The 19,988-nt window shown below is 50.2% G+C and carries 17 protein-coding genes; 6 read left to right on the top strand and 11 right to left on the bottom strand.

Translation table 11 applies throughout. The features are described 5' to 3' along the window. Positions 1 to 4 precede the first annotated feature (4 nt). Positions 5 to 1,099, top strand: coding sequence for a nucleotidyltransferase family protein (locus tag CD05_RS0115035; RefSeq protein WP_028511172.1), 1,095 nt, complete (start codon positions 5 to 7; stop codon positions 1,097 to 1,099). Between the two features lie 40 nt (positions 1,100 to 1,139). On the opposite strand, the gene CD05_RS0115030 is transcribed toward CD05_RS0115035, so the two are convergent. The 3 genes from CD05_RS0115030 to CD05_RS0115020 all read right to left on the bottom strand — a co-directional run bounded on the left by CD05_RS0115030 (position 1,140) and on the right by CD05_RS0115020 (position 7,001). Next, on the bottom strand, positions 1,140 to 1,643 hold the full coding sequence (locus CD05_RS0115030) for a hypothetical protein (protein ID WP_028511171.1): 504 nt from the start codon (positions 1,641 to 1,643) through the stop codon (positions 1,140 to 1,142). 151 nt (positions 1,644 to 1,794) lie between these two features. After that, entirely contained in the window at positions 1,795 to 4,851 is a 3,057-nt protein-coding gene (locus CD05_RS0115025; protein ID WP_028511170.1) for a hypothetical protein, read from the bottom strand. A 14-nt stretch (positions 4,852 to 4,865) separates the two neighbouring features. Continuing rightward, positions 4,866 to 7,001 carry an MMPL family transporter gene (locus tag CD05_RS0115020; protein ID WP_028511169.1) on the bottom strand — a complete coding sequence of 712 codons (2,136 nt, stop codon included), beginning with the start codon at positions 6,999 to 7,001 and terminating at the stop codon, positions 4,866 to 4,868. 439 nt (positions 7,002 to 7,440) lie between these two features. Between CD05_RS0115020 and CD05_RS0115015 the strand changes: the two genes are divergently transcribed. Continuing rightward, entirely contained in the window at positions 7,441 to 8,049 is a 609-nt protein-coding gene (locus tag CD05_RS0115015) for a TetR/AcrR family transcriptional regulator (protein WP_028511168.1), read from the top strand. A gap of 175 nt (positions 8,050 to 8,224) precedes the next feature. Here CD05_RS0115015 and CD05_RS0115010 read toward each other — a convergent pair whose 3' ends face one another. The 6 genes from CD05_RS0115010 to CD05_RS0114985 form a co-directional block, all read right to left on the bottom strand. Next, positions 8,225 to 8,791 carry a hypothetical protein gene (locus tag CD05_RS0115010; protein WP_028511167.1) on the bottom strand — a complete coding sequence of 189 codons (567 nt, stop codon included), beginning with the start codon at positions 8,789 to 8,791 and terminating at the stop codon, positions 8,225 to 8,227. A 93-nt stretch (positions 8,792 to 8,884) separates the two neighbouring features. Next, the gene (locus CD05_RS0115005) at positions 8,885 to 9,817 is read right to left on the bottom strand and encodes a metal ABC transporter permease (RefSeq protein WP_028511166.1); all 933 of its coding nucleotides are present in this window, start codon (positions 9,815 to 9,817) and stop codon (positions 8,885 to 8,887) included. After that, complete coding sequence (locus CD05_RS19000; RefSeq protein WP_084262213.1) at positions 9,805 to 10,674, bottom strand: ABC transporter ATP-binding protein; 870 nt, start codon at positions 10,672 to 10,674, stop codon at positions 9,805 to 9,807. Before CD05_RS19000 ends, CD05_RS0115005 begins: the two co-directional genes overlap by 13 nt. A gap of 26 nt (positions 10,675 to 10,700) precedes the next feature. Next, on the bottom strand, positions 10,701 to 11,717 hold the full coding sequence (locus CD05_RS0114995; protein ID WP_028511165.1) for a metal ABC transporter substrate-binding protein: 1,017 nt from the start codon (positions 11,715 to 11,717) through the stop codon (positions 10,701 to 10,703). Positions 11,718 to 11,781: 64 nt separating this feature from the next. Next, positions 11,782 to 12,075, bottom strand: a complete 294-nt coding sequence (locus tag CD05_RS18995; protein WP_037323067.1) for a hypothetical protein — start codon at positions 12,073 to 12,075, stop codon at positions 11,782 to 11,784. A 73-nt stretch (positions 12,076 to 12,148) separates the two neighbouring features. Beyond that, a complete protein-coding gene (locus CD05_RS0114985; protein WP_028511164.1) occupies positions 12,149 to 12,556 on the bottom strand; it encodes a transcriptional repressor in 408 nt (135 codons plus the stop codon). Between the two features lie 226 nt (positions 12,557 to 12,782). Here CD05_RS0114985 and CD05_RS18990 point away from each other — a divergent pair, with 226 nt between their 5' ends. The 3 genes from CD05_RS18990 (at position 12,783) to CD05_RS0114970 (ending at position 15,347) form a co-directional block, all read left to right on the top strand. Then, positions 12,783 to 13,331, top strand: coding sequence for a GNAT family N-acetyltransferase (locus CD05_RS18990; protein ID WP_051589060.1), 549 nt, complete (start codon positions 12,783 to 12,785; stop codon positions 13,329 to 13,331). Between the two features lie 12 nt (positions 13,332 to 13,343). Beyond that, positions 13,344 to 14,543 carry an MFS transporter gene (locus CD05_RS0114975; RefSeq protein ID WP_028511163.1) on the top strand — a complete coding sequence of 400 codons (1,200 nt, stop codon included), beginning with the start codon at positions 13,344 to 13,346 and terminating at the stop codon, positions 14,541 to 14,543. 195 nt (positions 14,544 to 14,738) lie between these two features. Further along, the gene (locus CD05_RS0114970) at positions 14,739 to 15,347 is read left to right on the top strand and encodes a putative ABC transporter permease (RefSeq protein ID WP_028511162.1); all 609 of its coding nucleotides are present in this window, start codon (positions 14,739 to 14,741) and stop codon (positions 15,345 to 15,347) included. Between the two features lie 46 nt (positions 15,348 to 15,393). On the opposite strand, the gene CD05_RS0114965 is transcribed toward CD05_RS0114970, so the two are convergent. Together CD05_RS0114965 and CD05_RS0114960 are read right to left on the bottom strand one after the other, a co-directional pair. Next, positions 15,394 to 16,020 carry a DUF6709 family protein gene (locus CD05_RS0114965; RefSeq protein ID WP_028511161.1) on the bottom strand — a complete coding sequence of 209 codons (627 nt, stop codon included), beginning with the start codon at positions 16,018 to 16,020 and terminating at the stop codon, positions 15,394 to 15,396. 20 nt (positions 16,021 to 16,040) lie between these two features. After that, on the bottom strand, positions 16,041 to 16,682 hold the full coding sequence (locus CD05_RS0114960) for a DUF6709 family protein (RefSeq protein ID WP_198021602.1): 642 nt from the start codon (positions 16,680 to 16,682) through the stop codon (positions 16,041 to 16,043). Between the two features lie 241 nt (positions 16,683 to 16,923). On the opposite strand from CD05_RS0114960, the gene secA reads away from it, so the two are divergent. After that, a complete protein-coding gene (secA, locus tag CD05_RS18985) occupies positions 16,924 to 19,953 on the top strand; it encodes a preprotein translocase subunit SecA (RefSeq protein ID WP_084262211.1) in 3,030 nt (1,009 codons plus the stop codon). Positions 19,954 to 19,988: the final 35 nt, after the last annotated feature.

The following is a 19,988-nucleotide window of genomic DNA, read 5'->3' as shown; positions in this document are numbered from 1 at the left end:
ATATTTGGATCAGCAGGTAAAAGTGTTTTTATCACTTGCTTCCGCCGCCGTCAATCAGACAGCGCCGGATCCGATGATCGTAAAGGATATAGATTTGGATACGCTGTTCAGGCTCGCTTCGTTCCACCAGATGACAGCTGTTATCGCAACAGCGCTTGACTCTGCCGGCATAAGCGACGACCGGTTTGCAGAGGAGCAGGCAAGAGCTATCAGAAAGAACATGATACTCGACTATGAAAGATCCTGCCTGACCCCTAAGCTCGAAGCGAACGGCATATGGTATATGCCCCTTAAAGGCATTATCCTTAAGGAATACTACCCCGGCATCGGTATGCGCCAGATGAGCGACAACGACATACTCTTTGACGCCTCCAGAGCCGACGATGTGAGAAGCATAATGGAAGACCTCGGCTTTACAACTGTGGAGTACGGCAAGGGTCATCAGGACGACTATCAGAAACCGCCTGTGAGCAACTTCGAGATGCACAGGATGCTTTTCTCGAACGAGTCGGACAAGAGGCTGTTTAACTACTACGACGATATATCCGACAAGCTGATACCTGTAAACGGCTGTGAGCGCCGCCTGTCAGATGAGGATTTCTACATATACATGGTAGCGCATGAGTTCAAGCACTACTACTGGAACGGCACGGGCGTTCGCTCGCTGCTCGATATATATGTCTTCCTCAAAAGATTCCGCAAAACGCTCGACCGTGAGTATATAGACGCAGAGCTTAAAAAAATGGGCATAGCCGATTTTGAAAAGAAAAACCGTGCGCTCGCTGTAAAGATATTCGGCAGAAGAAAGCCGCCGCTGAGCGAGAAGCAGGAGGAGATGCTTGATTACTTCATCACCGCAGGCGTCTTCGGCACAAGGCAGCGTGGCATACAAAACAGCGCAGGAAAGCTCGGCACGTTAAGGTATATCCTGCAGCGTGTGTTCCTGCCTATGGAAGCGATAAGGAAAAACTACCCCTACTTCTACAAGCACAAGCTGCTTATCCCCGTGCTGCCGATATACAGGCTCGTGCGTGAGCACAAAAACGCCTCCACCGAGGTAAAAGCACTGAAAAAGCACATATTCTCAAAGAAAAAATAACGCAAAAAGCCGCCAGTGATGGCGGCTTTTTTGCGTCCTGCTATACAAGTGTCGTCTTGTACCTGCTCTTTTCCACGGCAAGTATCGGGTGGTCTTCAAGATACGGGCGCACAAGCTCGGGGTGCTCGTCTGCCATTGCGAATGCCCCGGGGGCTATCTCTGCGGCGGTGACGCATACATCGTCAAACTTCAAGGAGTTGACTACCGGGCAGGCAGGCGAAAGAGTCAGCACCTTTCTGCCGCATAACTCCATTACCATAAACGGCCATATCTCGCAGTCAAACGGCTTTTCATCGCCCATTATGCAGCCCTTTTCGTGGTCGAGCAGCGGGCAGAAATAAACGTCAGCCCCCTCCTCTTTGTCCATTTTCATGAGGAAGTGCTCATCACGCTTTACAAATTTTATCTTTGGCGAATACTCCTGCAATATCCGGCTCGCAAGAGATCTGTAGATAACAGGTGTCTGCCACAGGTCGTAGCTGTCAAATTTGCAGCACAGCCTGCATTTTGCACAGTCCTCCTTAGTCAGCAGCTTTTCAAGCACACAGCATCACTCCTTTGCGGTGGGATTCTTTGTTGCTTATATTTTACCACAAACTCCCCCGACTTTCAAGTGCCTGACGCAAAAAGACCCACACCGCAGCGGTGTGAGCCTTTTCACAAAGAGGTTATATATGAACGAAGGTGTCTGTAGCTTATTTGTCCTTCTTTCTTATAGCTGCTGTCTCGTAAATGAACTTGACCTCGCTCACTGTGCCCTCTGCGTGGCCTGAGAAGCTGTTGTACTCAGCGCTCATGTCTGTGAGTGCCTGTACCCTCTCAGTGAGCGGCTGAATGTCGTCGCTGTAGAGGTCAAGTATCTTGCCTACAGCCTCAGTGCGGAACTCCTGCATACCGTCATTGAGCTCCTTGCCGCCGTCTTCGAGCTTGTTTATGCCCTCCGAGAGCTTCTTGCCGCCGTCACTCAGCTTGTCAGCGCCGTCTGCAAGAGCCGATGCACCGTCTGCGAGCTGCTTTGTTCCCTCGGTAAGCTGCTTTACACCGTCGCCGAGCGAGGTGCTGAGCGTCTGCATACCGTTATCGAGCTGCGAAGCGCCGTCTGAAAGTGCCGAAGAATTAGCGCCGAGCTGTGCAAGGCCTGCCGCAAGCTGTGAAGCACCTGCTGTGTAGTCTGTCACGCCCTGTGTCAGCTTGTCAGAGCCGCCGTATATCTTGGCAAGGCCGTCTGTGAGCTGTGCAGCACCGGCTGTGTAGCTGCCGATACCTGTTACTATCTTTTCGCTGTTTGCGCTTATGAGGTCAAGCCCCTCTGCAAGAGCCTGTGCGCCTGCGGTGTAGCTGTCTATACCGTCTGCGAGCGCAGTTGAATTGTTGTTTATCTGTTCAAGACCTGATGTGAGCTGCGATGCACCGTTCGTGTAATCATCAAGCCCCTTCTTAACTGCTGCGGAGCTGTCATCGAGCTTCTTTAAGCCGCCTGTGAGCTGTGCAACGCCGTTTGTGTATTCGCTGACACCTGCTTTTAGCTGTGCGCTGCTGCCGTCAAGCTGTGCAAGGCCGCCGTTTACTGCGCCGAGCGCCTGGATAAGACCCATGTCCTCAGCCGTCTTGCCCTGCTTGTCAAGCCCCTGCTTGACTGCTTCAAGACCGCCTGCGAGCTTCTGTATAGTCTGAGCAGATGCCGGGAGCAATACATCTGCGTTTGCAGCGATAGTAGAAACGCTCTGCTTTAAGGTCGTCATCTGTTCTCCCATGCCGGAAAGCTGCGAGAGCCCCTGTGATGCTGTGCTTATCGAGCCCAGCTGTGTGCCGATGTCCTGTGTCTTGCCGCCTATGTCGCCAAGCGATGCCATCATGGCCTTGACATTCTCGTCCTCTGCAAGCTCGGGGTGCTCTGCTATGAGTGCCTGGAGACTTGCGCCCATGTCCTTTGTGTCTGCGCCGATACCCTGTGCATCTGCGCCTATCTGTGTGGCAGATGTCGTGAGCGTCTGCCCTGCTGCTGTAAGGTCAGGGAGCTCTATTGCCTCAACTGCCGCTGCAAGCTGCTGTATGCCTGTGTTGAGCGCATCAGAGCCATCGGTGAGCTTCTTCATGCCTGCCTTGTTCTCATCGCTCAGCTGCTCGCCGAGTGCAGCCGATGTGCCCTTGACAGCTTCGAGCACCTTAGCGCTTGCCTGATTGAGCTGCGAAACGCCTGCTGTGTACTGCGAGAGCCCTGTACCGAGAGCATCGTTGTTAGCGGTCAGCTTCTGTGCGCCTGCATAAGCCTGTGCAACGCCGCTCGTGTAATCGCCCACACCCTTGCCGAGTGCTTCGTTGTTGGAGGTCAGCTTCTTAGCCCCCTCGTAAGCCTGAGCCACGCCGCCTGTGTAGTCGCTTACGCCCTTGCTGAGCTTTTCGTTGTTTGCTGTCAGCTTGTCAGCGCCGGCAGCTGCCTTTGCAACGCCGTCTGTGTAGTCACCGACGCCCTTTTCAAGTGTGCTGTTGTTTGCCGTGAGCTTCTTTGCCCCTGCATAAGCCTGTGCTACGCCGCCTGTGTATTCGCCGAGGCCGTTTGTTAGAGCTTCGTTGTTTGATACAAGTGTCGAAGCGCCTGCGGAAGCCTGCATTACGCCGCCTGTGTACTGCGAAACGCCGTCGTCGAGCTTTTTAGCGCCTGCTGCGAGCTGGCTGATGCCGTCGCCAGCCTTTTCCTTAAGTGTATTAACACCCTCATTAAGCTGTGCAGCACCGTCATCGAGCTTGTTTGCGCCGTCGTCTATAGCATCAATACCGTCTGTCAGGTCACCCGACTTGTCCTTGAGCTCCGAGAGCCCGTCATATAGCTGCTGTGTGCCGTCTGCGAGCTGGTCGCAGGCATCTGCTATCTCATCGAGCTTATCCTTTATCTCGCCTATCTTGTCGCCGTTTATCTTTGTGTCAGAGAACAGGTCGCTCGTGCCGACTGTTATAGCCATGCCTATCTCAAAATCCTTGACATCGGCTGTTATCTCGAAATACTCAGGTATCTCAAAATCAAGCTCCTTGTCCTGAAGCCCTAAGCTCTCGGTAAGCCCGGGAACAGCGTAGCCTACGATTATCTTCTTGGCGCCGTCAGTTACGAGCCTGCCGTTTTTGACCTCAACGTTCGAGAACTTAACGCCGTCGAGCATCAGCCCTGTTGCCATAACGAAAGGCGTGTACAGCGTCTCCTTCTTGCCGCCTATCTCGACCTCCTTTGAGGAGAGGTTCTTGTAATCATACCTGATAGTCACCTTGCCGCTCTTGCCTAAAAGCTGCTCGGGCTCGATATCCTCACCGTTGAGCTTGTAGGACACCTTCATCTCGATAGGCAGCTCCTTGTCGGAATGACCCTTGTAGTAGATATCGCCGCCGTTGGTGTTCCATGTAATACTATCACCGTTCTGTGTGAAATCCTCGTTGGTCTTTACGTTCTCTATCTTTGTAAGGTCTGATATGTCCGGCAGCGAGGTCAGCCCGTCGGGGTTCTGCAGCCAGTTTGAAACTATCGTGTCTGTCCTGTTGCCCTTTGCATCGGTCAGCACATACACTGTCTCCTTCTTTGCCTGAACTGCGCTGTCAGAATAGCCTTCGGTCTTGTTTATGTCACTGTCATCGGCCTTTGCAGAGACTGTTTTAGTGGTGCTGTCACTTTCCTTATCCTTGTTTGCATATGCATAAAGCCCTGTCGAGCCTGCCGATATAAGCAGCGCAAGCACGCCTGCAAGTACCTTTGTCCATGTTTTCATAGTTATATCCCCTTTCAGTTCTGCTCATTTACTGTCGCCTGTACGGGGGGCAGCTTGTAATATCTTGTATCCTTGGTCTTTCTTAATGACTTCATGTCGTGTGTGGTGTAGACTATCACCTTGTCAAGCAGCAGAAGCATAGCAGGAAGTATGCATATTACCGTCACCATGCTCACCAGCGCACCTCTTGAAAGAAGCGTGCATATCTGCGATATCATGTCTACTCTTGAATAAACGCCCACACCGAATGTCGCAGCGAAGAAGCCTACCGCCGAGACGAGTATCGACTTTATCGATGTCGAAAGCGCTATCGAAACAGCCTCGTTCTTGTCCTTGCCGGCAAGACGCTCGCTCTTGTATCTTGTTGTCATGAGTATCGCATAGTCAACTGTCGCACCGAGCTGTATGCAGCCGATAACTACAGATGCTATGAAAGGAATAGTTGTGTTGAGATAGCACGAGAGCCCCATGTTCACAAATACTGCAAACTCGATCGCCGAAACAAGGATTATCGGCAGCGACACGCTTTTTAGTGCGAAAATAATGATAACGAATACCATTGCTATTGAGATCGCATTCACTATCTTGAAGTCACGGTCTGTTATGTTTATAAGGTCTTTTGTTGCTGCGGCCTCGCCGATTATCATGCCGTTCTTGTCATACTTTTCAAGTATGTCAGAAAGTGCATCTACCTGTGCGTTGACCTCGGGAGAAGCCACCTTGTATTCACTGCCCACGACCATGATCTGCCAGCCGCCGTTTTTGAGCAGCTTTGTGAGCCTTTCGGGAACAGCCTCATCAGGCACCATGCCGAGCACCGAGTCAAGGCCGACTGCCATTTTAACGCCGTCTACCTTCTTCATCTCGTTCATCATCATGTTTGCATCGGCAGCGCTCATATCCTCATCGACCATGATTATGTGCGAGGAGGTTATGCCGTAGTCCTCCGAGAGCTTTGACGATGCCATTACTGAGTTGAGGTCTGTAGGAAGTGTATCGGTAAGGTTGTAGTAAACGTCAGTATGTGTCTCGCCGTATATAGCCGGAGGAAGCAGTGCCAGGAACACTATAAGGAACACCCAGCTGTGCTTTACTATGAAGTTAGATATCTTGTCAAGCGAGGGTATAAGCTCACGGTGCATCGTCTTTTCAAGCGGCTTGTCGAAAATGAGTATCATCGCCGGGAGAACCGTTATCGTGCATATAACGCCGAGCACGACGCCCTTTGCCATTACTATGCCTATGTCAAGACCTAAGGTGAATGTCATAAAGCAGAGTGCCAAAAAGCCTGCAACTGTTGTTACCGAGCTTGAAACGACCGATGTGAAGGTCTGGCCTATCGCTATAGCCATAGCCTCGTTCTTGTTGCCGGGTATCTGCTCCTTCTGCTCCTTGTAGCTGTGCCAGAGGAATATCGAGTAGTCAGCCGTGACTGCCAGCTGCAATACAGCCGCCAGTGCCTGTGTCACGAATGATATCTGCCCCTGTATCTGGTTTGTGCCTAAGTTGTAGAGTATCGACATACCGATATTTAGCATAAAGAATACCGGGATAAGGAAAGAATCCATAGCAACTGCGAGCACTATGCTCATAAGTATAACTGCTATGATGACGTACATCGTCATCTCCTCAATGGTGAGGTTCTTGATGTCTTCAACGACTGCGCCCATGCCTGCGGTGAAAACCTGCTTGTCGGCCATTTTTCTCATCTGAGCTATAGCTTCGAGCGATTCATCAGACGAGCCTGTGCTTGCAAAGAAGACCATCATCAGCGTCGAATCGTCCTTGTCGCTGTTGAATATCTGATAAACGTCGTCCGGCAGCACTTCTTTAGGGATAGAGAGGTCTGCTATGCTGTCGTACCATACAACGTCGCTCACGACATCTATCTGCTCAAACTGTGCTTTTAGCTCGGCGACGTTCTTGTCGTCCATGCCCTCGACTATGACATATGCAAAGCCGCCCTTGCCGAAGTCTTCAAGCATTATGTCCTGCCCCTTCATCGAGTCGATATCACCCGGGAGGTAGGAAAGTATATCATAATTTATCCTTGTGTTTACCATTCCTATAAACGCCGGTATCAGCAGCAGCACCGACAGGATAAGTATAGGAACTCTGAACTTGACTATCGCCCTGCTCATCTTTCTCATATATATCATCTCCGCATCATTTCATATAAAATGACCGCCAGTCATTTTCTTTATATTACCAGTATAGCACCACGTTTTAAAAAAGTCAACATAAAACTGACCGTCGGTCACATTTTTGTACGAATGCACAATATGACCGGCGGTCAGTTTTTCAATTTGTCTATTTTTCACCGTTGACAAGGGGCAATGGTTTCGATTATAATAAATATAAGGAAAAAAGGGATTTGCAAGGGTGAAACCCCTCCGCCCCTTCGGGGCACCTCCCCTGAAAGGAGAGGGGGACCGCCGACAGCAGGTCGGTGGTGGGTATGGGGCTCGTCTGCTTGCGCTTCACAGCCAAGTTTTGCAAAGCAAAGCTTTCTTCTTATCGGCTTTGCCGATAAGACACGACACCTCAATTGTGCATTGTGCGTTAATTTGCAGCAAGGAAGTGAAAACTATGGGCAAGCTCGAAACCAACAAAAAAGCCAAGGAAGACTCGCTGCTGATGACGGCGTATAAGCTGTTTACCACAAAGGGCGTTACCAGCACGTCAGTGTCTGATATCGCAAGGTCGGCAGGCATCGGCAAGGGCACCTTCTACCTCTATTTCAAGGACAAATACGACTTAAAAAACAGGCTTGTCGCAAAGCATTCGGCAAGGCTTTTCAAAACAGCTATGGCTGACCTTGAAAAAAGCGGCCGTGTGCTCGATTTCAAGGAAAAGATAATCTTCATAATAGACAGTATCCTCGACCAGCTAAATGAAAACCAGGCGCTGCTTACATTCATCTCCAAAAACTTAAGCTGGGGCATATTCAAAAACGCCCTCACAGCCCACAGCGGCACCGATGAGATAGACTTTCTGAGCATATATAACGAGATGCTCGAAGACGCTCCGAGAAAGATAAACGAGCCTGAGATAATGCTGTTTATGATAATAGAGCTGATAAGCTCGACCTGCTATTCGGCGATACTCTACAAAGAGCCTGTCTCGCTCGACGAGCTCAAGCCCCACCTCTACAGGAGCATAAATGATATCATCGACAGACACATGACTAACGCATGAACGTGGTACCGGCGCTTTGCACTGACGTTATCCCTGTTCGGATAAATCAAACAAAAAACAAAATTCCCCGAAGTCTTCGCATACTTCGGGGATATTCTTTTAGATCCGTCCTGCGTAAGCAGGACACCTTAATTGTGCATTATGCATTATGCATTATGCATTCAGGCAAAGCGTTTCACGCTTTGCCTATTGTCATCTGCGCATCGGTCAGCTCGCAGTACTGGTACTCGCCTTCTGTGTATGTGCCGAACTTGCCTACGACGGTTATCTCCTTGCCTTCCTCGGGGTAATCGTCGGGGTATTTGTGGTCTCCTGCCCAGACGAATTCTATGCCCTGCTGGCAGCAGGCGGAAGCATCAGCTATGAACACCGCAAAATAATCCTTCTCGCCCGACTCGTCTGTCGTGTGAGCAAAGGTGCCGTGAGCCTTCACCGTCTTGTCGGTGTAGTTGTCAGGGTTGTTTACCATGTCAAACACCTGCGCATAGACGATGTTTGATTCAAGCCCTGTCAGGTCAACATCAATGTCGCCGTTTGATACATCTATGCCTGCAATGTCAATAGGATCGGCCGCAGCAGTTGTCTGTCCGTCAGCTGAGCTGTCAGAGACTGATGCTTCAGAAGACGATGTGCCTGCCTTTTCGTTCTGGCTTATAAGACTGTCTACCTTTGATGTGTCACCGCAGGCTGTCAGCATCAAAGCTGCCAAAGCTGCGGGTAAAATCCTTTTAAGTATTATCACGTTATTGTCTCCTTGATCATAAAGCCCGAATGGGCATATCATCGGCGCAGATCGCCGATACCTCACCTGTTACCTGTTACCTGTTACCTGACGTTACGCTCTTTTGGTTATCTTGCCGGTGATGTAGAATACAAAGAACACCGCAATATCCGCCGTGACGATAGTCGAGCCGACAGGTGTCGAGAGAAGGATCGATGCAAGTATGCCCACCGCTGCACATATCACAGATATGACAGCCGAGCATATAATCACCGAGCGGAAGCTCTTGAACACCCTCATCGCCGACAGCGACGGGAAGATTATCAGTGCCGAGATAAGCAGCGAGCCCACAAGATTCATCGCAAGCACGATTATCAGCGCTGTGACTATAGCTATGAGCAGGTTGTAGCCGTCTGCCTTTACGCCTGTGGCCTTTGAGAAGTTCTCATCAAAGGTGACGGCGAATATCTTGTTGTAAAACAGCACGAATATCAGTATCACGACTACAGCCATTATAAGACAGAGCCGCACGTCGTCTTCTTTCAGCGTCAGGATAGATGTCGAGCCGAAAAGCGTCGAGCATACATCGCCCGAGATATTAGACGAGGTCGGGAAACGGTTCATGAGCATATAGCCTATCGCCAAAGCCCCCACGGATATCATAGCCACCGCCGCATCGCCCTTTATCTTGGCGTTCTTTCCGGGACGCAGCAGAAGTACGGCCGCAAGCAGCGTTATCGGAAGCACGATGTAGTTGTTGCTTACCTTTGAGAGTGCGTCGGCAATGGTTCTTGCCCCCTCAGGCACGTCGCCCGAGGAAGATATGCCTGCTGCTATGTCTTTTATCATCACAGGCAGCACGGCCGCTAAGCTCATAGCACCGAACGCAACGTGCGAAAGCCCGTCGCCTATGAACGAAAAGCGCTTCAGCACCAGTGTGACGCCGAGCAGCGACGAGCACAGCGCTATCAAAAGCCCGACAATGAGCGCATACCTTACAAACGGGTAGGAAAAGTAAAGCGACAGCTTGTCTATCATCTCGCCCATTTTTTCTTACCTCCATGCTTTAATATGCCCGATATGGCAGCCCCCACTGCCGCAGATGCCGCTATAGCTGCCGCAGGTGCAAACAGTGCCTTTGCATCGGAAGGCTCTTTTTTTGCCTTCGGCTTTGGCGTGCTGTCAGAGCTGTCATCCTCGCCGTTTTCTGTGACTATGAAGCTCTGCCCTATGCGGCTTTGCAGATAGTCCTCCTTTGTGCCGAAAAACAGCTGCTTCTGATGCCCTATGTGCAGTATGTGGCTTGCATATCTCACCGCTGCATTGACATCGTGCGACACCATGATTATTGTGATGCCGCTGTCGTTCAGCGTCTTTATAAGCTCGTAAAGGTCGTTCTGTGCTTTGGGGTCAAGCCCTGTCACAGGCTCGTCGAGCAGCAGCACCTTGCTTGTGGCGCATAATGCCCTTGCGAGCAGCACCCTCTGCTGCTGGCCGCCCGAAAGCTCCCTGTAGCAGCGCTTTGAGAGGTCGCTTATGCCAAGGCGCTCCATGTTCTCATTGGCAAGCGCCTTAAGCTCATGCCCGTAAAAGGGGCGCAGCCCTGTCTTTGACAGACAGCCCGAGAGCACTATCTCTCTTACCGATGCAGGGAAATCCTTCTGCACCACCGTCTGCTGCGGCAGATAGCCTATCTCCTTTGGCGAGAGCCCCTGCCAGTCGATAGAGCCGGAATCAACAGGCTTAAGGCCGAGTATAGTCTTTATGAGCGTGCTCTTTCCCGAGCCGTTCTCACCTAATATGCAAAGGTAATCACCCTCGCTCACGGTAAAGTCTATACCGCTCGCCACTGTCATATTCTCGTAGCCGAGTGTCGCCTCACGGCAAACTATCTGCTCTGACATAATGCTTCCTCCGTTATGACCCTGTATCAGTTAAGTGCTGTTTTGAGAGTCTCTAAATTCTGTCTCATGAGTGTTATATATGTGTGGTCAGCATCGAGCTGCTCCTTTGTGACTGACTGGAGCGAGTGCAGTGCTGCGATCTTTGCGTCCTTGCTCTTTGTGTTGTCGATTATAGCCTGAGCTATCTTGTTGTCGGAATTCTCTATCGTGAATATCGTCTTAGCATTAAGCTCGTCTGCCTTGTTAGCAAGGAAAGCGATAGTCTCAAAGCTCGCCTCTGTCTCAGCCGAGCAGCCTACGAATGCAGCATAATAATCAAAGCCGTATTCGTCAGTGAAATACCTGAATGGGAATCTGTCGCCGAAAACGAGCGTCTTGTTCTTTGCGCTGTCAGCAAAAGCCTTGAAGTCGGAATCGAGCGCATCGAGCTCGGAGAGATAGCTCTCTAAGTTCTTCTTGTATACGTCCTTGTGATCCTCGTCTATCTCGCAAAGGTCATCAGCTATCTCCTTGCAGATAGTCTTTGCATTCTCGACTGAGAGCCATGTGTGCTCGTCGTATTCCTTTTCCTCTTCCTCGTGGTCATGGTCGTGGTCTTCGTCGCCGTGGTCGTGGTCATGCTCGTCTTCTTCCTGCATACCCTCCTTGACTTCCTCTTCCTTTGCCTTGTCGCCTATGACATCGAGCATATTGATTATCTTCATGTCGTCATTGCGCTTGTTTTCAAGTGCTTCCGGCACCCATGTGTCAGACTCGCCGCCTGCATAGATAAACAGGTCACAGTCGGATATCTTGAGTATATCCTCTGCTGTCGGCTGATATGAGTGCAGGTCTGCGCCGCTGTCGAGCAGGTAGGTTATCTCGGCGCACTCGTGGCCGTTTGTTATGCTCTTTACCCAGTCATACTCAGGGAAAATGGTGCATACGATGCTCACCTTTCCCTCCTCCTTGCTGCTCCCTGAATCCGAGCAGCCTGCAAGGCTCATTGTCGTGGTCATTATTGCAGCAGCTGTCAGAGCTGCGGATATCTTCTTTATAAACATTATCTTTTGTCCTTTCTTATATCGTTGTGTTGTGAATATCATCTGCTTCAATGAATATTTGAAACTAATCATCGAGCCTCACTTTGAGCGATATAAGTGTATAATTGTTTTCATTGAGTTTTATACTTACGGCTGCCGTGTAAGCGAGCACGCATACTGCTAAGATGACCGCCGCAGCCTTAAGCGCTGCACCGCCGCCCGAGAGCAGATCGTCGCATACCTGCAACACCGCACATACTGCGCAGCCCTCGCCGGAGCATTCGTGGTCATACTCGGCCGTCTCATAGCCAATGGCTGCAAGCATCATCAAAGCAAAGATCAGTGCGAGCATTGCGCCTATGTATCTTGTTCTTTTCATTTTTGCTCACACTCCTTTCAAGGTGATACCGCAATGGCGTTAGCCGGTGGCCCAGCGGCATTGCCTTAATATGTCAGCTGCCCTTGCACTCCCTGCACTTTCCGGGCAGCACAGCGCTCTGGTCGAGCTCAAAGCTCTCCTCCTTGAATATCTTCTCAACTATCTCCCTGCTCTCCTCATCGTTCATGTGGTAGAGCTTGCCGCAGGCGACGCACTTCATGTGCAGGTGGTGGTGACACCCCTCGCCCTCTGTCAGCTGATAAACGAAATTGCGGCTGTTGCCTTTGACAGTGCGCTTTACCTCGCCGCTTTCGACCAGCTCCTTGACGAGCCTGTAAACGGTGCTCTCGCCGGGGGCTTTTGTCACCTCAGGGTCGGCCTTCATCCTGTCAGCTATCTGCCTTACCGTAAAGCTCTCGGTCTTGTGCCTTGCAAGAAAGCATCTGAGCTCCTCTTTCTGCAATGTGTTGTATTTCGCCACCCATTACGCCCCCTGTCGTTAAATTTGAGAGTTATTTTCAATTTCAGATTATATCATAATAATAGTGCAATGTCAAGCAAATACAGGGGATTTAACAGTTTTTTAACCGTAGATATTTTGCAAGGGGCTTGACTTGCTTTTGGTTAATATGTATAATTTAGAAAAGCCCCCTTGGCCTGCTCACCGGACAGGGGTTACACACCATTATAAAAGGATATGCAAACATATGAATATACGCTTAGTAAATATAGCAAGAGACAGCTCTCATATTGACAGGATAAAGCGCCTGTATTTCACCGCATTCCCCGAATCAGAGCGTGCTCCGTTTGACAAGCTCGTAAGAAAAGCCAGAAGGCGCAATATAAACTTTTTCGCCTGTATGGACGGTGACGAGTGGGTGGGCTTTGTCTATGTGCTCAACCATAAAGACCTTAGCTATATCTTCTACCTCGCAGTTGACGATGCTCACCGGGGCAAAGGCTTCGGCACAGCCATACTCAGAGCACTGCTGAGAAAATACCACGGCAGGCGGCTTTTCCTTGCTATAGAGCAGCTTGACAAGAGTGCCCCCAACTACCCCCAGCGCCTTAAAAGGCAGGATTTCTATATGCGTGCAGGCTTTGAGCGGCTCGGCCAGCGCTTGCAGGAAGCATACGTCATCTACGACCTGCTCGGCATCGGCGGCAAGATAAAAAAGAGCGAATACCGCACGCTTATCCGTGGCTTTGCAGGCGTTATGATGCTCGTCTGCCCCATGCGCATACTCGATGATTGACGGAGGTTAGCCTTGAAAGACAAAAATGCATATAATAAAACGATATACGCCTGCTTCCTCGGATATGTGGTGCAGGCGATAGTCAATAACTTCGCACCTCTGCTGTTTATCACCTTCCGGCAGGAATTCTGCATACCCCTTAAGCAGATAACCTGGCTGATAACGATAAACTTCGGCGTGCAGCTCACAGTCGATGCGCTCTCGCCGCTCTTTGTAAGGCGCATAGGTGCTAAAGCCGCCATGATATCGGCCTTTGCCGTTTCTGCGGCAGGGTTTGTCTCGCTTTCATTCCTGCCGGATATCATGCCGTCGGCGTTTGTGGGGCTTATGGTCTGCGTGTCGCTATATGCGATAGGCGGCGGCCTGCTCGAAGTGCTCGTAAGCCCGATAGTAGAGGCCTGCCCGACCGACAATAAAGAAACTGCCATGGCGCTGCTTCACTCCTTCTACTGCTGGGGGCAGGCAGGCACGGTGCTCGTCTCGACAGTTTTCTTTGCCGTAGCCGGCGTATCACACTGGCGTGTGCTGGCTTCTCTCTGGGCTGTCATACCGCTTGTTACGCTTGTGATGTTTATAAAAGTCCCCATGCCGGCGCTGCCCGGCGATGACGATACCGGCATGACACTCCCCGCACTTGTAAGGGATAAGCGCTTTGTCATATTCATGGTGATGATGCTCTGTGCAGGCGCCTGCGAGCTTACCGTCAGCCAGTGGGCATCAGCCTTTGCCGAGGCCGGACTGCACGTCTCCAAATCCACAGGCGACCTGCTGGGGCCTATGGGCTTTGCGCTGTTTATGGGTTCATCAAGGGCGCTTTTCGGCAAATTCGGCGAGCGGCTGTCGCTCACACGCTTTATGGCGGCAAGTGCCGTGGCGTGCATTGCCTGCTATCTGCTAATAGGCCTTACCGACAGTGCAGCGGCAGGGCTTGCAGGGTGTATGCTCTGCGGATTCTCGGTAGGCATCTTCTGGCCGGGAACATTCAGCCTTGCAGCAGGCAGGATAAAAAACGGCGGCACGCTGATGTTTGCGCTCTTTGCACTTGCAGGCGACCTCGGCTGCGGAGGCGGCCCGACCCTTGCCGGCAGGCTGTCAGGACTGTTCGGTGACGACCTGCACAAGGGCATTCTATGCGCCTGCATCTTCCCTGTTATAATGCTCGTCTGCGTGTATCTTATGACCAGGCATACAGAGCGTGAAACCAAATTGTAACCTCTATCGTAAAATAGCCTAAAAAAGACACTGTTTTTTCATATTGTTTTTGTTTTAAATGCGTAAATTCTGTAATAATCATTGACAAATGCATATAATTTCTGATATCATCATAGTAGGGAAATATTTGAGTTTTCACAAATTTTATCAGCGCCGCCTTATAAACGGTGCTGCTGTATATCAAGAGGGATGTTTATGCTCAACACATACTTTGAGCGTGTTCTGACAGACCTTCCTTATGTTGGCTACAGCCTGTATCAGATGTTCGGCATCTTCTGCTTCTGGAGCGTTATGGGCTGGGTAGTAGAGGTCGCCGATATGGCGATAGAGGCAAGGGAGTTTCAGAACAGAGGCTTTCTGCATCTGCCCTTATGCCCGATATACGGGCTGGGTGTGCTTTTACTGAATATAATACTCAAAGGCTTCAGCAGCAACTATGTCCTGCTGGTCATCGTTTCGATGCTTTTATGCACGGGTGTCGAGCTGCTTGTCGGCACAGCGCTTGAAAAGGCCTTCCACGCCAGGTGGTGGGATTACTCGCATATGCGCTTCAATTACAAGGGGCTCATATGCCTGCGCAACACGCTTTTCTTTGCAGCGGCAGGCTTCGTTATCGTTACGATAATCGAGCCCAAGGTCGAGGAGTTCCTTGACTCGCTCGTGATAAACGTAGGCCTTATCCTTATGCTCATCTTTGCAGCGATGCTCTTTATCGACACGATGCTCTCGCTCTTCAAGGCAAGAAAGATGAGAAAGCTCGGCAGCGACTACCAGCCGACGCTGATATTCAAATCGCACAGATAAAACTAAAACGCCCACATACCCCGTGTATGTGAGCGTTATTTTTATGTCAGAGATTGACTATCTTCGGCGCCTTTGCCTTCCTTATTATAAGAATGACCGCACATATAAGTGCCAGCCCAAAGCCTATCAGCGGCGCAAACTTCATGCCGCTGAACCTTACGGTTTTAAGACAGTATGCGTCCTCAACGATAGCCGCATACTCAGTTTCGGGCATACCCCATTTATCGCAGTATTCTTTGAGGTATTTCTTGGCATCGTCAGGCATCTCCACGACCTGTGCGGTAACATTCACGCCGTCGGGCAGCTTGTCGTAACCGCCGTACATATAGCCCCTCGTCTGTGTGGTCAGCTCCTTGAACTCCTCCTGCTTGTCCACGTCGGTCACGCATATCAGCATATAGCAGTTCTCGTTCTCGATAAGATAATATGGCGAGGTAGTCTTGCTCACCGGCATAAAGCCGTATGTCGAGGTGGTCGTCTGCTCGGCTACCATGTCTATCGAGGCCGCAATGTTCCCCTCGTACAGATCGCCCTTTTCAAGACTGCCGACTTCTATCTTCTCGGTGTCGCTTATGTCGTTTTTCCATACCTTTATCGCATCGGCAACACCTATGCCGCCGACGAAAAGCCCTGCGAGCATCACGCAGAGCAGTATTTTAGTAAGCCTGCTCATTTCATTTCTCCTTTAACAGATCATATGCTCACAGCCTTTGACCCTGTGAGTTTTCCTATAACGATTATAATTGCACATAGACCCGCCACGCCAAAGCATATCGGCGGAGTGTATTTTGCGTAGTCGTAGTTTATCGTCCTGAGACAGTATGTATTCTCGACCATCTCCGAGTATTCCTGCTCTGTCAATCCGCCCGACTCGCAGTAATCTTTGAGATACTCCTTTAAGTTGGCCGGCATTCGCTCTGAAACAGCCGTTATCTCAACGCCCTCCGGCTTGTCGCCCGAGCCCCCTCTGTAATAGGAATGCGAATCTCTTGTAAGCTCCTTGAAGGCCTCCTGCTTCTTTGCAAAGGTGACATTCACCAGAGCATACCCGTTTTCGAGCTTGACAAGGTAAAAGGGCGTTTTCGTCTCGCCTATCTTTACAAAGCCGTATTTCTTAACAGTCACTTCCTCTGCTATCAGGTCAACAGAGACCGGCACCTCGCCCCGAAACACATCGCCTTCTTCAATACTGCCGGGTGTAAGGCTGTCAAGACCGCTCGCATCGTCCGTCCAGAGCGTTATCGCATCCGGAAGACCTATAGCCCCTATTATCGCCGCCATTATGCCTATTATGAGCAGCGCTTTTGTAAGCCCGTTCATTGATGTATACCTCATTCCCCCGGATTTTCTTTAATTATATCATTTTATCAATATATAATCAATAGTATATTTTGACCAAATTGCCCCTGCTTTTTTCCCTGCGGTATATTACCTTTCACAAAAGTGTGTGGAATACAATATAAATGCCCTGTTTATAGTGAAAAAGCTGTGAAAAATCATTGACAAAAACGCCCTGCTGCGGTATAATATATAGTGTATTTTTATAATCAAAGATAAGTAAGGACGGTTAGATCATATGGGTTTATTTGATAAAATGTTCGGCAACTACTCCAAAAAGGAGCTTGCAAGGATAGAGCCTATCAAAAATAAGGTTCTCGAGCTCGAGGCTAAGTATCAGCCTATGAGCGACCACGAGCTCAGGGAGCAGACACAGATCATGAAGGACAAGCTCTCAGACGGGCTCTCCACTCTTGATGACACTCTGCCCGATGCACTTGCGGTCTGCCGTGAAGCTGCATTCAGAGTTCTCGGCAAAAAGCCTTACCCTGTTCAGATAATCGGTGCTATAGTTCTTCATCAGGGCCGTATAGCCGAGATGAAGACCGGTGAAGGTAAAACTCTCGTTGCCTGCCTTGCAGCTTATGCCAACTGCCTCGACGGCAAGGGCGTTCACGTTGTAACGGTAAATGACTACCTCGCTAAGTTCCAGTCGGAGGAAATGGGCAGAGTATTCCGCTTCCTCGGCTGTACTATAGGCTGCGTTCTCAACGGCATGGAAAAGGAAGAAAAGCGTGAGGCATATAACGCAGATATCACCTACGGTACAAACAGCGAGTTCGGCTTTGACTACCTGCGTGATAACATGGTCATCTATAAGAAAGATAAGGTGCAGAGAGGTCACTCCTTCGCAGTAGTCGATGAGGTAGACTCTATACTCATAGACGAAGCAAGAACCCCTCTTATCATCTCCGGCCAGGGCGATAAATCTACCGACCTTTATCAGAAGGCAGATGCCTTTGCAAAGACCCTTAAGCCCACCAAGGTAGTTGAGATAGACGATAAGCAGGATACAGATACTATCTACGACGGCGATTACATAATCGACGAAAAGGCAAGAACAGCCACCCTCACAAAGCAGGGCGTAAAGAAGGCAGAAAAGCACTTCGGCGTTATCAATCTTATGGACGCTGACAATATGACGCTTCTCCACCATATCAACCAGGCTATCAAGGCTAACGGCGTAATGACCAACGAGGTAGACTACGTTGTAAAGGACGGCGAGGTGCTCATCGTTGACGAGTTCACAGGCCGTATAATGGTCGGCAGACGTTTCAACGACGGCCTGCACCAGGCGATAGAAGCCAAGGAAGGCGTTAAGGTAATGCGTGAGTCTAAGACTATCGCTACCATAACATATCAGAACTACTTCCGTCTCTATGAAAAGCTCTCGGGTATGACAGGTACAGCGCTTACCGAGGAAGACGAGTTCAGAGAGATATATAAGCTCGACGTTATCGAGATACCTACAAACCGCCCCGTTATCAGAAAAGATCACCACGACGTTGTCTTCAAGACAGAAAAGGGCAAGTATAACGCAGTTATCGAGCAGATAATCGAGTGCAACAAGAAGGGCCAGCCGGTGCTCGTGGGTACAGTTTCTATCGAAAAGAGTGAATACCTCTCCCGCCTGCTCAAGAATAAGGGCATAAAGCATGAGGTGCTCAACGCTAAGTACCACGAGAAGGAAGCTCAGATAGTTGCTCAGGCAGGTAAGTACGGCTCCGTTACCATAGCTACCAACATGGCAGGTAGAGGTACCGATATCATTCTCGGCGGTAACGCTGAGTACCTCGCAATGGCTGAGATGAGAAAGCTCGGCTATGAGGAGCAGGTGATAGTTGATGCTACCGGCTTTGCCGAGACAGAAGACCCGGTAATAGTGGAAGCAAGAGAAAAGTATAAGGAATTCTATGACAAGTATAACGCTCAGGTAAAGGAAAAGGCAGAGGCTGTAAAGGAAGCAGGCGGTCTTTTCATCATCGGTACCGAGAGACATGAGTCAAGACGTATCGACAACCAGCTCCGCGGCCGTTCCGGCAGACAGGGCGACCCGGGCGAGAGCCGCTTCTACCTCTCTCTTGAAGACGACCTTATGAGAATATTCGGCGGCGACAGAGTAACCGGTATGATGGATTCTCTTAAGGTAGACGAGAATATGCCTATCGAATCAAAGCTGCTGACAAGCGTTATAGCTTCCTCGCAGAAGAAGATAGAGGGCAGGAACTTCAATATCAGAAAGAACGTCCTCAACTACGACGACGTTATGAATACCCAGCGTGAGATAATCTACGGCCAGCGTAGCAAGGTGCTCGACGGCGAGGATATCCACGACTATATCCTTAATATGATAAAAGACTTCGTTGAGACTACGGTAAATATGTACATCGGCGAGGAAGATATCAAGGATAACTGGAACCTCGAAGGCCTTAAGGATCAGCTCATGGGTCTTATCACAGTAGATGATGACTTCAACTACACCAGCCAGGAGCTTGATGATACCAGCAAGGAAGATATCCTCAATATGCTCCAGGAAAGAGCTCTCGCTATCTACGAGAAGCGTGAGGAAGACCTCGGCCATGATCTGCTGCGTGAGATAGAGCGTGTCGTTCTTCTTAAGGTAGTTGATACCAAGTGGATGGCTCATATAGATGATATGGACGAGCTCAAGCGTGGTATCGTGCTCAGGTCATACGGTCAGAGAAACCCTGTTGTTGAATACAGAATGGAAGGCTTCGAGATGTTCGACGCTATGGTAGACTCTATCAGAGAGGATACCGTAAGAACGCTCTTCACCATTCAGGTAAGACGTGAGGGTCAGGCTCCTCAGCGTGAGCAGGTGCTCAACGAGAGCCGCTCCAACCACACAGTCATAAGAAGAAAGGCCAAGAAGATAGGCCCGAACGATCCCTGCCCCTGCGGCAGCGGCAAGAAGTATAAGAAGTGCCACGGCTCTCCTAACTTCAACGAGGAAGCACAGCAGAAGATAGACGAGCAGACAAAGCCTGCTGATGAGGACGAGGAGGCAGAGGCCATTTCAGAGCCCGAGCCGGAGACTGCTCCTGTTCAGACAAGCGAGGCAGAGGCTGAGGCTGTCAACGACACCGAGGAGGCCATCAACGACAACGAGGACGCTGTCAACGACAACGAGGACGCTGTCAACGACAACGAGAACGCTGTCGTGGAGGAAAAGCCTGTCAGGATAAAAAGACCCGTAAAGGAAAACATAGGCCCTGACTATGACCCCGACGAGACACCCCTCATCTGATAATACACAAGCATAGATAGGACGGCTTTTGCCGT

This window comes from Ruminococcus sp. NK3A76 (assembly GCF_000686125.1).
In the GTDB taxonomy this organism is placed as follows: Bacteria; Bacillota; Clostridia; order Oscillospirales; family Ruminococcaceae; genus NK3A76.
The sequence above is the reverse complement of the archived record's forward strand: the minus strand, read 5'-3'. Positions and strand labels throughout refer to the sequence as shown.